Here is a 15,198-nt window from a genome sequence, read left to right as displayed (position 1 = left end):
TGAAGACGCCGGAGGGCGGACCGCTCGAAGCGGCCCGCCCTCCGGCGTCGTGGACGTGGTGCGTCAGGCCGTCGTGGCGAGGACGGCGTCGATCTCCTCGGTCAGCGCACGCTTCGGACGAGCGCCGATGATCGAGCGCTGGAGCTCGCCTCCGACGTAGACGTTGAGGGTCGGGATGGACACGATGCCGTAGGCGCCCGTGGTCTCCGGGTTCGCGTCGGTGTCGAGCTTCGCGATCTTGATCTTGTCGCCGTACTCCTCGGAGAGCTCCTCGAGGATGGGCGCGACCTGGCGGCACGGACCGCACCAGGTGGCCCAGAAGTCGACGAGGACGGGGACGTCGGACGCGAGGACCTCGTCGCGGAAGGTGGCGTCGGTGACGGGAACGGTGGCCATGCGTGACCTCCAGGGTGGAGTGGCGACGGGGGACGACCTCCGTCGCGGGACGGGTGGGAAGATGTCGAGAGGCGTCAGGCGCGGATCTCGGCGAGGGCCTCGGGGAGCTCCTCCGGGTTCGGGCTCTCGGGCGTCCCGGCCAGGTCTGCCAGACCCGCGGCGTCCGCGAGCTCGGTGAGGTAGCGCTGGGCGTCGAGCGCGGCGGAGCAGCCGGAGCCGGCCGCGGTGATCGCCTGGCGGTAGGTGTGGTCGACCAGGTCGCCGCACGCGAAGACCCCGGGCAGGTTGGTCGCGGTGGTGCGGCCGACGACCTGGACGTAGCCCTCGTCGTCGAGGTCGATCTGTCCGGCGAGGAGCTCGCTGCGGGGCTCGTGCCCGATCGCGACGAAGAGGCCCGTGGCGGGGAGTGCGCTCTCGGCGCCGGTCACGGTGTCGCGCAGGCGCACTCCTTCGACCTTGCTCTCGCCGTCGATGCCCACGACCTCGGAGTTCCACGCGAACTCGATCTTGGGGTCGGCGAGGGCGCGGTCGGCCATGATCTTCGACGCGCGCAGCTCGTCGCGACGGTGCACGATCGTCACCTTCTCCGCGAACCGGGTGAGGAAGGTGGCCTCCTCCATGGCGGAGTCGCCGCCACCGACGACGGCGATGTGCTGGTCGCGGAAGAAGAACCCGTCGCACGTCGCGCACCAGGAGACGCCGCGGCCGGACAGCCGCTTCTCGTCGTCGATGCCCAGCTCGCGGTAGGCGGAACCGGTCGCGAGGATCACGGCGCGTGCACGGTACGTGTCACCGTTGCCCGTCACGACGGTCTTCACGGGGCCGTCGAGCTCGAGCGACGTCGCGTCGTCCCACTCGACCCGTGCGCCGAAGCGCTCGGCCTGCTTGCGCAGCGACTCCATGAGGTCCGGCCCCATCACGCCGTCGGGGAAGCCCGGGAAGTTCTCGACGTCCGTCGTGTTCATCAGCGCACCGCCAGCGGTCACCGAACCGGCCAGCACCACGGGCGCCAGGCCCGCGCGGGCGGCGTAGATCGCCGCGGTGTAGCCAGCAGGACCCGATCCCACGATGATCAGGTTCTCGACGGTCGGCTGCTCGGTCACGTGATGCTCCTCGGTGTCGGTGCGCGACGTACCCGCCGCGCGATGTGGTGAACGCCGGCGACGGCCCATCTGTTCCGCGGCGCGCTCCTCCCACGGTACGGCGTGGGTCCTGCGCTGCGTCTCAGGAGACCTGCGCTGCGTCTCAGGAGAGCAGGATCTCGTTGATCTCCATGCGGTTCTCGCCCGCCGCGTTCTGCGGCAGCTCGGTGAACCACAGCACGATGGACTCGGCCTCGACGGGCTCGGGGAACGTGAACTCGACGCCCGGTGAGAGCGGGCCGGACGCGAGCACCTCGCCCTCGGTCGGGGTGCCCGGCGACGTGGCACGGATCTCGACGTTGCCACCGTTCACACCCGAGTCGATGACGATCGTCTGCACGGGTGCCTTCTCCTCGAGGACGACGGCGAAGCCGATGCCGTCCTTGAGCCCGGCGAAGTCGGGGCTGTTGTACCGACGGGTGTACCAGAACGTCTCGGGCTGGCTGTCGAAGGCGAGCGCGACGGCCTCGGGGTGCTCGCCCTCGTTGCCCGGGTCTGCGTCGCCCTGGGGGTCGAGCGCCTGGGCGGAGGCGATGACGGGCCGGACCTCGGGCGCAGGTGCGGGCTCCTCGCCGCCGCCGTCGGTCGCACCCGGTTCGCCCTCGGCGGGGGTCTCCTCACCCGTCGTCTCGCGGCCGTCGGACTGCACGGCGGGCGAGAAGCCGTCGAACGCGGTGTCGACCGCCCAGAAGACGCCGGCGCCGACGAGCAGGACGACCAGCACGAGGACGAACGGCGTCGCGTTGAAGCGGCGTGGCCCACGGCGCGGGACGGGCTCGCCCCAGCTGCCCTCGGCGCTCTGCGCAGCGGGCAGCTCGACGGCAGGCTGCTGGACCGCGGGAGCGGAGGAGCTGGCTGTCCCGGCGGGCGCGGGGTAGGCCTGGGTCGGGGTGGCGCCCGGGTCGTACGCGGGCGGCGGCGGCACGGGCAGCGGGCCGGTGGGGGCGGGCCGACCGCGGTGGCGGCGGCCTGCTCCTGGCCGTACGTCGCGGTTCCGGCTGCGTACCCGGCAGCCGCGTAGCCGGCGGCCCCCGGGACGGCACCCACGCGGTGGATCCGCCCGGTGGCAGGGCGGCGGACCGGGGGAGCGGGCGGCGGCGTCCCGGGCGGGGCCGACGCCCCGCCGTCGAACGCGGTCCGTACGGACTGACGGCTCACGCCTGCGGCGGAGGCGGCCGCGCCGGGTTGGACGAACGCGGGCAGCGCTGCGACCACGGACACCTCGCCCCACGGCTCGAGCGCCGAGACGACGTCGGCGGGCGTGCTCGGCCCACCTCCGGCGACAGGCCCGGTCCACGACGCGGCGTCGCCCGTGGCGGCGGTGAAGGTCTCGCTGCACAGCTCGTCCAGCTCGGCCGGCACGTCCGAGCGGACGGCGGACGGCGGGAGGGCCCGGTCGCCGGAGAGCTGGGCGGGCAGGGGGTGGATGGCGTCCGCGGAGATCCAGGGGACGTCCAGCGACGGGCCCGCCCAGCGGGCGGTGACGGCGTAGTAGAGGAGGGCGACGAGCCCGACGGCGTCCGCCCGGGACGTGCGTTCGGGGTCCTGCTGGTCCTGTCCTGCGACGCCGGCGTCGAGGCCCAGCCCGGTCACGACGACGCGGCTCCCGTCGACCCGGACGGCGTCCGGGCGCAGCGCGAGGTGGTGCACCCCGCGGCGTCGGGCAGCCTCGAGCGCGGAGGCGGCCTCGCCGACGATGGCGCGGGCCTGCTGCGGGTCGACGATGCCGCCCGCGACGACCTCGGCGAGCGTGATGCCGACGAACGGTTCGGTGACGACGTACGCCGCGCCGTCCTCCGCCCCGACGTCGAGGACGCGGGTGAGGCGCGGGTCGGCGACGAGCGCGGCACGGCGCGCGGAGTCGAGCGCGTCGGCGACGTGCGCGCCGGTGACGAGCGAGACCCGCACGGGCCGGTCGAGGATCTGGTCGTGCGCCGACCAGGCCGTGACGTCGGCGAGGTCGGACGGGAGCTGCTCGTCCAACCGGTAGCGGGCGACGAGCAGTGTTCCGGGGGCCACGCCGTTCACCGGACCTCCTTCGGGGGACTCGTGGTCGACACCACCACATGGTACGCGGGCCCGGAATGCCCGGGTATCCAGGGAAAGGATCGTCGGCAGACCTGTGCGAGGGCCCGCTCGGGTGCGGCCCTCATCGCCGCACGAGACGTCGGACGCGGCCGAGGACCGGCCCGAGGAGCTGGTCGAGCTCGCGCACGCGCAGCAGCTTGAGGCCGCCGACGTACGCGGCGGTCATGACGACCCCGACCACCCCGACGACGAGCACCGCGTGCCCCCACGACAGGCCGTAGATCTCGCCGAGGAACCGGCCGTGGAGCTGGAGGAGGCCCCATCCGACGCCGGCGCTCACGGCGGCCGCGAGGATCGCCTTGACGTGCATGCGGACGATCCGGAAGCCGTCGAGACCGCGCAGCGTGCGGCGCAGGCCGACCGTCCGCAGGGCGACGGCGACGAGGTTGGACAGGCTCATCGCCGCACCGACGCCGACGACCCACCAGTGCGGGTCGAGCGTCCGGGTCGCGAGCCACGACACGCCCACGAGCACGATCGTGCCCGGCACCTGGATCCAGAAGACGGTCCGGCCGTCCTCGAACGCGTAGTACACCCACTTCATGAGCACCATGCCGCCGAGCGGGACGAGGCCGAACGCCATCGCGACGAGGACCTGTGCGACGGCGGCGCCGGACGCGGCGTCGACGGAGGGCACGAGGAGCTTGGTGATCGGCAGCGCGAGCACCACGAACACGGCGGTCGCGAACACGGTGAACACGCCGACCGTGCGGACGCCGCGGGACAGGTCGTGCCGCACGCGTGCGACGTCGCCGGCGTGCGCGGCCGCGCTCATGCCCGTGAAGAGCGCGGTGGCGATCGAGACCGTCACGAGGGAGTGCGGCAGCAGGTAGATCATGAGCGCCTGCGTGTAGGCGGCGTTGCCCGCTACGGTGAGCGAGTCGGCGAACGCCTCGGGGGCGCCGGCGGTGAGGCCGGTGACGACGCCGAGCGCGCCGGGGTCGTCGGCGTACCTGCCGAACGCGTCGGTGAGAGCGGCGCGCGGCGCCTCGCTCGCGAACCGCGTCGTGAACAGGACGCCGACCTGCTCGAGGAGCACGGCCGCGAACGTCCACAGCGCGACCTGGCCCGCGGACCGGAGCCCGATGCCGTGCAGCCCGAACCGGACGTGCCACCGGAAGCCGGCGCGCCACAGCGGCACCACGAGGATGAGGGCCTGCGCGGCGACGCCGAGCGTCGCGGTCCCGGCGAGCAGCGCGACCTTCGGCCCGTCCCACTGCGACAGGTCGTCGACGTTGCCCGTGGCCGCGGGGCCGTAGACGGCGATGAACGCCGCGAACCCGGCGATCGACACGACGTTGTTGAGCACCGGGGCCCACATGAACGGCCCGAACTGGCCGCGCGCGTTGAGGACCTGCCCGAGCAGCGTGTACAGCCCGTAGAAGAAGAGCTGTGGCGTGCACCAGAACGCGAAAGCCACCGCGAGCGACATCTGGGGCGACGTCCACCCCGGGCCGGTGTACAGCGCGACGAGGATGCTCGACCCGGCCGTGAGCAGCGCGGAGATCGCGAGCAGGACGACGCCCGACAGCGTGAGGAGCTTGTCGAGCCGCTCCTGCGTGTTGTGGGCCCGGTAGGCCCGCACGATCTGCGGGACGAGGACCGCGTTGAGCACGCCGCCCGCGAGGATCGCGAACAGCACGTTGGGGATCTTGTTCGCGACGTCGAAGGCGTCGGCGACCAGGCCCGTGGTGCCGATCGCCGCGACGAGCAGCACGTTGCGCACCAGGCCGAGCGCGCGCGACACGAACGTCCCCGACGCCATGAGCGCCGACGACCGGCCGAGCCCACCGGTGCGTGCGCCGCCGGCAGGGGCGTCGGTCACCCCGGCCTCGGCGACCTCGTCCGGCGTGCCCGACGCCGCGGGGTCGCCCGGGAGGGTCGACGGCCCGGGGCGGCCGGCCCCGCGCGTCGTGCCGGGCCGGTCGCCGTGGCCCTCGCCCGGTGGGCGCACGTGGCGCGGTGCGCCGGTCATCGGCGCGGCTCGCCGTCGGTCGGCGGGTCGGTCGGGGGTCGGTCGGGGGAAGGGCGGGCTGGTCGACGGTCGCCCCGGCGAGCCGTCGCGGGGACCTCCCGCGCCGCACCGTCCGCCAGATGCCGGCGAGCATCCCGACGGCGAGGAGGACCGCGACGACGACGGTGCCGACGGACTCCCAGTCCGCACGCACCCGGACCACGAACTGCTGGGGCTCGGCCACGCGCACGTCGGGCCGCACGTCGCTGACCACCTCGACGTCGACGACCACGTTGACGCTGCCCGCGGCCTCGACCGGGACCTGCACGGTGACCTCGGAACCGGCCGGGATCGTCGCGGTCTCGCGGTCGGGTGCCTTGAGGCGGGGCTCGTCGGGGCGCAGCACGACCTGGACCACGGCGTCCTGGTCGAGGTCGTTGCTCAGCCGGATCGGCAGGCTCTGCTGCTCGGCGAGCAGCAGGATCGAGGAACCGCGCACGATCGAGATGCTCCCCGTCACGGCCCGGGTCGACTGCTCGGCCTGCCGGACCGCGTCGGTCCGCGCCGCGGGGACGGTGCGGAACGCGACCGAGGTCGGGGTCACGAACCCGCTCTCGAGGGGTCGCGTCAGCGCCGCGGGGTCGGGGGCGACGGTGGCGAACGCGGCGAGGCCGTCGCGCGCGCGGGCGAGCGTCCGGAGCTGCGTCGTCGAGATCTCGTCCGCGGCCGGCGCGCTCTCCGGCAGGGCGGTGCGCGCGACCTCCGGGACGGCCGCGGCGAGCAGGTCGTCGACGGGGACGACGTCCACCCAGGCGGCGGACTCCAGCGCGGCGAGGCGTGCGGTGAACGCCGCGGGGTCCGGGTCCCACGCGCGCGGCAGCGCGACGAGGACGTTCCGGAGGTCGGCGGGGCGCTCGCGTGCGATCACCGCGGTCTCGGCGAGGAGCCGCTGGGTCGTCACGGGCTCGGCGCTGCTGCCCGCGGCGAGGAGACCCGTGAGCACCGGGTCGGGGACGAGGGCCGTGACGTCGCCCGCCGACGTGGACACCCGCGCGCTGCCGGTCGGTGTGTACGTCAGGGAGGCGTCCGGCGTGAGCGCGTCACCGCCCACCACGACGGTCGACGCGCCCGACGACGCGGCGAGGGTCACGGTCGGGAGGTCCGGGACCGTCTCGGCGGGCCACGCGAGGTCCGTCCGCCAGGCCGCGGTCGCCGTCCGGTCCTCGGGGACCGCGGGAACGGGGTCCGGGCCGGGGAGCGGTGTCCCCTCGGGCAGCGCGACGCTCGCGTGGGCGTAGGCCGCGACGTCGGGGTCGTAGGCGCGCAGCGCGAACGTCGTCCGAGCCTCTGCGGCGGTGAGGACCTCGTCGGCCCACGCGGTCACGGCCGGGTCCGGGGACCCCTGTGCGGCCGCGACGAGCGCCGGGTCGACGACCCAGCCGATCTCGGACGTCGGCCCGGTCGCAGCGGTGAGCCGTGCCAGCCGGCCAGGCTCGTCCTCCGTGCCGACCGCGGCAGACAGCGCGTCGTCGTACGTCTCGGGGTCGGGGTCGACCGCAGGGCCCGTGACCGCGGCGACGACGCTCAGCCGGACCGGCGGGACCTCGCCCGTCGGCGCCCAGACGACGAAGGTCCGCTGCACGGCGAGGCGTTCCCCGCCGTCGGACACCCGGACGGCGAGCCCGCGCGGCCCCCAGTCGCTCGCGCTGCCGAGGCTCAGCTCGGCCGCGGTCACGGAGAAGGCGACCTGTGTCGTCGCGCCGGGTGCGAGCGGGTCGAGCGTCTCGCGCGCGGCGCGGTTCCCCGGGAGGGTCGAGGCATCGGCGGTCGCCCAGGCGTCGAGCGCCGAGCGGGTCACCGCGGCACCGCGCTGGACACCGAGGTCGACCGCGGGCGCGTCGAGCGTGCGGTCCGTCCCGTTGGCGACGGTCGCGGTCACGGCCAGGGTCCCGCCCGCGGAGAGCACGCCGGGGGACAGGGCGTCGATCGTCACGGTGACCTCGCCGTCGGTCGGCGTGACGTCGGCGGCGACCACGGACGGGGCCGCACGGCTCGTGACCGGGGCGAGGACCGTGAGGACGAGCACGAGCAGCGCGAGCAGCACGGCCGGGGCGGCGTGGTGCACGCGCGCGCCGCGAGGGTCGGAGGACGTCATGAGTGGTCGGCGGGGCTCCGTGGGGCAGGCGGTGGCGGCCCGCCCGGCTCGTCGGTCGGCCGGCGGGACGAGCGGACGATCGTCCCGGTCACCCTACTCGTGATCGTCCCGTGGAACCGCGCCGGCCGGCCGGCGAGGACGCTGTGCGCGACGAGGGCGATCCGCCGCTCGTTGGGGTACGCGAGGCGATCGGGCAGCTCGCCGACCGGGATCCAGGCGACGTCCTCCGCCTCGCCGTCGGGGTCGCCCTCGACCGTGAGGTAGCCGCCCGTCGCACGGAGCAGGAAGTGGTGCACGACCTTGTGGACGCGGCGGTCGTCGCCCGTGAACCAGTAGTCGATGACGCCGAGCGGCTCGCGGACCTCCCCCCGGATGCCCGTCTCCTCCGCGATCTCGCGGACGGCCGCCTGCTCGGGCGTCTCCGTGCCCTCGAGGTGGCCCTTCGGCAGGCACCACTCGAGCCGGCCGCCCCGGTTGCGGCGCGCGATGACCGCGGCGCTCGGACCGTCGGCGGTGTCGTGGATGACGAGCCCGCCGGCCGACACCTCCTCCACGACGGGGAGCGGCGTGGGCGTCGGAGCGGCGCGGGCACGCGGGTCGATGTGCAGGGGATGCCCTCCGGGCGGGGCAGGGACGGCGACGGGACGCTCGTGCCCGCGTCCTCCCGTCGTGCCCCTGTCGTCCGGCCCACCGGCGCCCGGAGACCTCCGGGGGTCGTCGGCGCGCGCAGGGGTGGACATGCACCAACACTACCGAGTGGCGCTCCGCCGACCGTCCCATCTGGCAGGCTTGGGTGTCGTGCCCACGCCACCGTCCTCCCCGCCGACCCCTGCGGCGCTCGAGCTGCAGCGCCGCGCCCTCGCCGTGCTCGCAGAGCTCGCGCCGGCCGCGATCGAGCTGGGCGAGGCGTTCCGCGCGGCAGGCCACGAGCTCGCGCTCGTCGGCGGCCCGGTCCGGGACGCGTTCCTCGGCCGGGCGAGCAACGACCTCGACTTCGCGACGTCCGCGTCCCCGGACGAGACGCAGGCCATCCTCGCGCGGTGGGGCGACGCCCACTGGGACATCGGCAAGGAGTTCGGCACCATCGGCGCGAAGCGGTTCTCGCCCGAGATCGTCGTCGAGGTGACGACGTACCGGTCCGACGAGTACGACGCGACGTCGCGCAAGCCCGTCGTCGCGTTCGGGGACACGCTGGAGGGCGACCTGTCGCGCCGCGACTTCACGGTCAACGCGATGGCCGTCCGCGTGCCGGAGATGACGTTCGTCGACCCGTACGACGGCCTCGGCGACCTCGCGCGTCGCGTGCTGCGGACCCCGATCGCGCCCGAGCGCTCGTTCGACGACGACCCGCTGCGCATGATGCGTGCCGCGCGGTTCGCGGCGCAGCTCGGGTTCGAGGTCGACGGCGGGACGCTCGCCGCGCTCGTCCTCATGACCGAGCGTGTGGAGATCGTCTCCGCCGAGCGCGTGCGCGACGAGCTGTCGAAGCTGCTGAGCGCGGCCGAGCCGCGGCGCGGGCTCGAGGTGCTCGTGGACACGGGCCTCGCGGACCACGTGCTGCCCGAGCTGCCCGCGCTCAAGCTCGAGATCGACGAGCACCACCGGCACAAGGACGTGTACGAGCACTCGCTCACGGTGCTCGACCAGGCGATCGCGCAGGAGACCGGGCCCGACGGCGCCGTCCCCGCGCCCGACCTCGTGCTGCGCCTCGCCGCGCTCCTGCACGACGTCGGCAAGCCGCCGACGCGGCGGTTCGAGGAGGGCGGCGGCGTGAGCTTCCACCACCACGAGGTCGTGGGGGCGAAGATGGTCGCGAAGCGGCTCAAGGCCCTGCGCTACGACAAGCAGGTCGTGAAGGACGTCGCGCGGCTCGTCGAGCTGCACCTGCGCTTCCACGGGTACGGCGACGGCGCCTGGACGGACTCCGCGGTGCGCCGGTACGTCACCGACGCCGGGCCGCTGCTCGAGCGGCTGCACCGCCTGACCCGTGCCGACTGCACGACGCGGAACCGCCGCAAGGCACAGCGGCTGCGGGAGTCGTACGACGACCTCGAGCACCGTATCGCCGACCTCCGCGCGAAGGAGGAGCTCGACGCCGTCCGGCCGGACCTGGACGGCGCCCAGATCATGGCGATCCTCGGCATCCGTCCGGGCCCGGTCGTCGGTCGGGCGTACAAGCACCTGCTGGAGCTGCGGCTCGACCGTGGACCGGTCGACGATGACGTCGCGCGCGAGGACCTCCTGCGGTGGTGGGCCGAGCAGCCGGAGTCGACGGCCGGCTGACCGGCGCCGGGTGGGCGCCGTGCGGGTCGGGCGCTGGGCGGGTCGGGCGCTGGGCGGGTCGGGCGCCGGACGAGGCGCTCCGGGGCGGCCGTGCCGGGTCTACCATCCGCGGTGCTCGTTCCTCGCACCGCTCCCGCCAGACCCGCCACGACCCGGCACGGCCGCCCCTCCGGCCTCGACCGGCGCCCTCGTGAGCGGACTCCCGTCTCGTCCGGCGTCCTCCAGAGCGCCCTACCGCTCTCGTCCGGCGCCCGTCCGGCGCCTGACGACGACGGCACGTGGTCCCTGCAACACGTCGCCTCGGGACGGTGGCTCGTCAGTGGCCGGACGGGACCGGGGCTCCGCCGGGACCGGCGGGGGCGCGGCGCAGGAGGAACGACAGACCGACGGCGACGAGCATGACCGCGGTGCCCCAGACGAACGCGTCGCCGACGCCCTCGGCGAGCGCGACCTGCGGCGACGCGCCGTCGGCCTCGTAGGCGATCGACCGCGTGGTCATGACCGCGACGAACATCGCCGTGCCGGCGGCACCGGCGAGCTGCTGGACCGTGCCGATGGCCGCAGAGCCGTGCGAGTAGCGGTTCGGCTGGAGCGACGACAGGGCCGTCGTGAAGAGCGGCGTGAACATGAACGCGAGGCCGAGGCTCAGCGCGACGTGCAGCGCGAGGACGAAGAACGGCGACGAGTCGGCGTGGATGGTCGTGAACGCCGCGAGGGCGACGGCCACGACGCTCACGCCGGGGATCACGAGCGGACGGGGTCCGACGCGGTCGAACAGGCGGCCGACGGTCGGGCCGAGCAGACCCATGAGCAGCCCGCCCGGCAGGACGATGAGGCCTGTCTGCAGCGGCTCGAGACCCATCGCGTCCTGGAGGAACAGCGGCAGCAGGATGAGCGAGCCGAACATCGCGACCATGCCGACGGCCATGATCCCGAGCGGGACGCTGAACCCGCGCGAGGCGAACACGCGCAGGTCGAGCAGCGCCCGGTCCTCGCGCTGGAGGCGCACCTGACGCCACGCGAACGCGCCGAGGGCGAGGGCTCCGAGGACGATCGGGATCCACGGCGCCACCACCGGGGTGTGCCGCGCGGCCTCGCCGATGCTCGACAGGCCGTAGACCAGACCGCCGAACGCGAGCGCGGCGAGCAGGAGCGAGAACGGGTCGAGACGCGAGTGTGTACGGTCCGCCACGTCCCGGACGTACAGGAAGCCGAGAACCAGGGCGACGAGCCCGATCGGCAGGACGATGCCGAACACCCAGCGCCAGCTCAGCGTGTCGAGGATGAGGCCCGAGAGCGACGGGCCGAGGGCCGGCGCAGCGGCCATGACGATCGAGATGTTGCCCATGACCTTGCCGCGGATCGCCGGCGGGACGAGCGTCATGATCGTCGTCATGAGCAGCGGCATCATGATGGCCGTGCCCGACGCCTGGACCACACGCCCGACGAGCAGCCAGGAGAACCCGGGCGAGAGCGCGGCGAGCAGGGTGCCGGCGCTGAAGAGCGACATCGCGAGCAGGAACGCCCCGCGCGTGCCGAGCCGCTGCAGCAGGAAGCCGCTCGCGGGGATGACCACGGCCATCGTGAGCATGAACGCCGTCGTGAGCCACTGACCGGTGCTCGCCGTGATGCCGAGGTCGGTCATCAGGGGCGCGAGCGCCACGCTCATCGTCGTCTCGTTGAGGATCACGACGAACGCGGAGACGAGCAGGAGCGCGATGACGAGGAAGTCCTCGCGCGGCAGCTTGTCGACGCCGACGTGCGTCGCGGTGCCCGACGGCGCGCCGGTGACCGGAGCGTCGGTGACGGGAGCGTCGGTGACGGCGTCGCCGGGCAGGGGTCGGGCCGTGGTGTCGGGGGAGGGGGAGGCTGGCACGGAGTTCTCCGCTCGCGTCGTTCGGTGCGCCGGTCTCGGTCCAGGCCGGCGGGGGCGGGTTCGGGCTGCACGGGGCAGCCCGGAGGTCGCGTGCGAGGCACGCGACGGCGGTGTCGGGGGGGCCGGGGAGCGGGGCGGGCGGGGCCCCGCGGCGTCCGCCGCGAAGATCCGTACCCTGTACGACCGATCCTCATCCTGCGTTATTCCCACCGGACGTGACGACTTCTTTTCGCCCCCGGAGTCATCGGTCTCCGGGCAGTCCGATCCTGCGGGAAACTCCGCGGACGAGCGGAGATAGAGGACAGGATCTGACCGCTATGACACGTAGCGTCGACGACACACCCCACCGAGCACCGGAGGCCTTCATGGAGTTCCGTCCGTTCACGATCGACGTCCCGCAGGCCGCGCTCGACGACCTCCGCGACCGGCTCCTCCGCACGCGCTGGCCCTCCGAGCCCGAGACGGACGGATGGCAGCGCGGCACCGAGCTCTCGACGATGCGGCGACTCGCCGCGCACTGGACCGACGGCTACGACTGGCGGGCGCACGAGGCGAGGCTGAACCGGTTCCACCACGTCGCGACGACGATCGACGGGCACGAGGTGCACGCGATCCACGAGCGCGCCGTGCGACCGGGCGCCGCTGCTGTCCTGCTCCTGCACGGCTGGGCGGACTCGTTCTACCGCTACGCGCACGTCGTGGACCGCCTCACGGGACGAGACCCCGGCGTCGGTCCCGACGAGCCGGTGTTCGACGTCGTCGTGCCGTCCCTGCCCGGCTTCGACTTCTCGGAGCAGCCCGAGGCCGGGACCGTGAGCGGGACCCAGACCGCCGACGTCGTCGCGCGGCTCATGACAGGGCTCGGCTACGAGCGCTACCTCGCGCACGGTGGCGACTGGGGCTCCGTCGTCGCGCAGGAGGTCGCGCGCGCCCACCCCGACCGCGTCATCGGTCTCCACCTCACGGACGTCCCGTTCCCCAACCTGTTCCTGGTCGACCGGGAGACGGCGAGCGAGGCCGAGCGCACGATGTTCGCCGCGCTCGAGACGTGGAGCGAGACGCACGGCGGGTACGTCGGGATCCAGTCGTCGCGTCCGCTGACGCTGTCCTACGGCCTGAGCGACTCGCCGGTCGGGCTCGCCGCGTGGCTGGTCGACCACTTCGCGTACCTGTCCGACACCCTGCCGTCCGACGACGACCTGCTCACCAACGTGATGCTGTACTGGGTGGGCAACTCGATCCGCTCGTCGATGCGCCTGTACAACGAGGGTCTCGACGGCGACTGGGGAGACGGAGCCTCGGACGACGCCTGGGAGGGTGCGGGCGACGACGGCGCGGAAGACGACAGCGCGAGCTCGCAGGGCGGTTGGGGCGAGGGGGGCGACGACGCCGGCTGGTCCGTGCGGGTGGACGTGCCGACGGCCCTGGCGATCTTCCCGCGCGACATCCTTCCGCCGCCGCGCGAGTACGCCGAGCGGTTCTTCGACGTCCGGCGGTTCACGACGATGCCGCGCGGCGGGCACTTCGCCGCGCTCGAGGAGCCGCAGCTCGTCGTCGACGACCTGCGGGCGTTCGCCGCGGAGCTCGACGGGGCCGCGCAGCTCGACCGGACCACGGGGCCCGACCGGGCCGCGGAGCCGACCGGCTGATCAGGCGGGCGTCGCGCCCGACGTCGTCGCGGCGTCGGCCACGACGGCGCGCCCGGTCTCGGCGGGCGTGCGCGCGCCGCGCGTCCACAGGACGAGCGCGGCGAGCACGTACGCGACGGCGAGCGCGACGAAGACGCCGCGCGACCACCCGGTGTCCGGGAGGGTGAAGGCGGCGAGGGCCGCGGCGCCGACGAACGCCGCGTTGTAGAGGACGTCGTAGAACGCGAACGCCCGTCCGCGGTACCCGTCCTCGGTGTCGCGCTGGACGATCGTGTCGACCGCGATCTTCGTGCCCTGCGCGGCGAGGCCCAGCAGCGCGGCGCCCGTGTAGACGACGGCGCGCGACGGCGTCGTGACGAGGAGGAGCTGGCTCGCCGCGGCGAGCAGCAGCATGATCGCGATCCACGCCTGCGGGCCGGTGTACCGCGACAGCGTGGGGGTCAGCACCATCGCGCCCGCGCCGCCGACGCCCGTGAGGCCGACGACGATCGCGAACGTCGCCATGCCCGCGTCCTGGTTGCCCGGGTCGAGCAGGTTGCGCGAGATGAGGATCGACGCGATGAACACGACGCCGTAGAGGAAGCGGTGCGTCGCCATCGCGAGCAGCGCCTGACCCGGCGTGCGGCGCGCGACGAGGTAGCGCGCGCCGTCGACCAGCCCGCGCGCGACCTTGACGATCTCGCTCGCGATCGCGGCCTCGGCGGGGCGGTCGGGACCGAGCTGCGTGCGACCGAGCCGCAGCGCGAGCAGGGACGCGACGGCGAAGACGAGCGCGGCGCACACGAGCGCCGAGGAGTCCTTGACGCGGCCCGGCTCGAACGTCAGGCCCAGGAGGAAGCCGATGCCGCCGCCGACGAACGCGGCCCCCGCGCCGAGCGTGGGGGTCAGCGAGTTGGCCGTGAGCAGCAGCGGGCCGTCGACGACGCGCGGAAGACCCGCGGACAGGCCCGCCAGGAGGAAGCGGTTCACCGAGAGCACCGCGAGGCCGACCGCGTAGATCCAGGCGCTCACCCCGCCGGACAGCATGAGCACGGCCATGCCGAGCGTCAGGACGACGCGGACCGCGTTGCCCCACACGAGGACCTGGCGGCGCTGCCACCGGTCCAGGAACACGCCGGCGAACGGGCCGACGATCGTGAACGGCGCGAGCATCACCGCGAACGCGCCCGCGATCGCCGACGCCGTGCCCTGCGACTCGGGCGAGAAGAACAGCAGGGACGCGAGGCCGACCTGGAACATGCCGTCGCCGGCCTGCGACACGAGCCGCACCGCGAACAGCCGACGGAAGCCCTCGAGGCGCAGCAGCGCCCGGAGCTCGGAGATCACACCCACACGTCCACCCTACGGTTCGTGGTTCATGGCCGACGGCGGTCGGTGTCCTGGGAGCTCGGTGCGGAGTGGGCGCGAGGTAGCGCCCTGGTCGCCCGGGGTGACACGGCGGGCGAACGGGTGGGGCGGTCTCGGATGCGAAGGGCGTGGAGCCGCGCTCCTGAACCTCCGGCCGAGAGGCCAGGGTGAGGGCGCGGCAGCCCGAGCACCGAGACCGCCCCCACCCGCGGACCCGCGTACTACCTCGGAGCGTTCAGATCAGCGCTCGACCCTGTCGGTCGCGCTGATCCTGCGCTCCGCGTCGCGCGAGAGCCTCGTTCCTCGGC

General features: G+C 74.2%; 9 protein-coding genes and 1 pseudogene. 2 read left to right on the top strand and 8 right to left on the bottom strand.

Going from position 1 to position 15,198, the window contains the following annotated elements:
- Positions 1 to 63 precede the first annotated feature (63 nt).
- The 6 genes and pseudogenes from trxA to NFS20_RS22380 all read right to left on the bottom strand — a co-directional run bounded on the left by trxA (position 64) and on the right by NFS20_RS22380 (position 8,475).
- The gene (gene trxA / locus NFS20_RS16830) at positions 64 to 396 is read right to left on the bottom strand and encodes a thioredoxin (protein WP_251152949.1); all 333 of its coding nucleotides are present in this window, start codon (positions 394 to 396) and stop codon (positions 64 to 66) included.
- Between the two features lie 74 nt (positions 397 to 470).
- The gene (gene trxB, locus NFS20_RS16825; RefSeq protein WP_251152948.1) at positions 471 to 1,499 is read right to left on the bottom strand and encodes a thioredoxin-disulfide reductase; all 1,029 of its coding nucleotides are present in this window, start codon (positions 1,497 to 1,499) and stop codon (positions 471 to 473) included.
- Between the two features lie 142 nt (positions 1,500 to 1,641).
- Positions 1,642 to 2,463 (bottom strand): hypothetical protein, encoded by an 822-nt coding sequence (locus tag NFS20_RS16820; protein WP_251152947.1) that lies wholly within the window; start codon positions 2,461 to 2,463, stop codon positions 1,642 to 1,644.
- Positions 2,464 to 3,687: 1,224 nt separating this feature from the next.
- Positions 3,688 to 5,601: a murein biosynthesis integral membrane protein MurJ gene (gene murJ, locus NFS20_RS16815; RefSeq protein ID WP_251152946.1), complete on the bottom strand. Its 1,914-nt coding sequence runs from the start codon at positions 5,599 to 5,601 to the stop codon at positions 3,688 to 3,690.
- 145 nt (positions 5,602 to 5,746) lie between these two features.
- Positions 5,747 to 7,735, bottom strand: a pseudogene (locus NFS20_RS22310) (DUF6049 family protein); the annotation flags it as partial.
- Positions 7,732 to 8,475, bottom strand: a complete 744-nt coding sequence (locus NFS20_RS22380) for an NUDIX hydrolase (protein WP_502800829.1) — start codon at positions 8,473 to 8,475, stop codon at positions 7,732 to 7,734. The pseudogene NFS20_RS22310 and the gene NFS20_RS22380, both read right to left, overlap by 4 nt.
- A gap of 58 nt (positions 8,476 to 8,533) precedes the next feature.
- On the opposite strand from NFS20_RS22380, the gene NFS20_RS16800 reads away from it, so the two are divergent.
- Positions 8,534 to 10,018 (top strand): CCA tRNA nucleotidyltransferase, encoded by a 1,485-nt coding sequence (locus NFS20_RS16800; protein ID WP_251152944.1) that lies wholly within the window; start codon positions 8,534 to 8,536, stop codon positions 10,016 to 10,018.
- Positions 10,019 to 10,334: 316 nt separating this feature from the next.
- Here NFS20_RS16800 and NFS20_RS16795 read toward each other — a convergent pair whose 3' ends face one another.
- Complete coding sequence (locus tag NFS20_RS16795) at positions 10,335 to 11,894, bottom strand: MDR family MFS transporter (protein WP_251152943.1); 1,560 nt, start codon at positions 11,892 to 11,894, stop codon at positions 10,335 to 10,337.
- 365 nt (positions 11,895 to 12,259) lie between these two features.
- Here NFS20_RS16795 and NFS20_RS16790 point away from each other — a divergent pair, with 365 nt between their 5' ends.
- Entirely contained in the window at positions 12,260 to 13,543 is a 1,284-nt protein-coding gene (locus NFS20_RS16790) for an epoxide hydrolase family protein (RefSeq protein WP_251152942.1), read from the top strand.
- On the opposite strand, the gene NFS20_RS16785 is transcribed toward NFS20_RS16790, so the two are convergent.
- Positions 13,544 to 14,875: an MFS transporter gene (locus tag NFS20_RS16785; RefSeq protein ID WP_251152941.1), complete on the bottom strand. Its 1,332-nt coding sequence runs from the start codon at positions 14,873 to 14,875 to the stop codon at positions 13,544 to 13,546.
- Positions 14,876 to 15,198 lie beyond the last annotated feature (323 nt).

The organism is Cellulosimicrobium sp. Marseille-Q4280 (assembly GCF_943181405.1).
In the GTDB taxonomy this organism is placed as follows: Bacteria; Actinomycetota; Actinomycetes; order Actinomycetales; family Cellulomonadaceae; genus Cellulosimicrobium.
The sequence above is the reverse complement of the archived record's forward strand: the minus strand, read 5'-3'. Positions and strand labels throughout refer to the sequence as shown.

Excerpts from the sequence above, each read along its gene's own strand:
- NFS20_RS22380 (WP_502800829.1), bottom strand. The coding sequence starts at position 8,475 with ATGTCCACCCCTGCGCGCGCCGACGACCCCCGGAGGTCTCCGGGCGCC.
- NFS20_RS16790 (WP_251152942.1), top strand. The coding sequence starts at position 12,260 with ATGGAGTTCCGTCCGTTCACGATCGACGTCCCGCAGGCCGCGCTCGAC.
- murJ (WP_251152946.1), bottom strand. The coding sequence starts at position 5,601 with ATGACCGGCGCACCGCGCCACGTGCGCCCACCGGGCGAGGGCCACGGC.
- trxA (WP_251152949.1), bottom strand. The coding sequence starts at position 396 with ATGGCCACCGTTCCCGTCACCGACGCCACCTTCCGCGACGAGGTCCTC.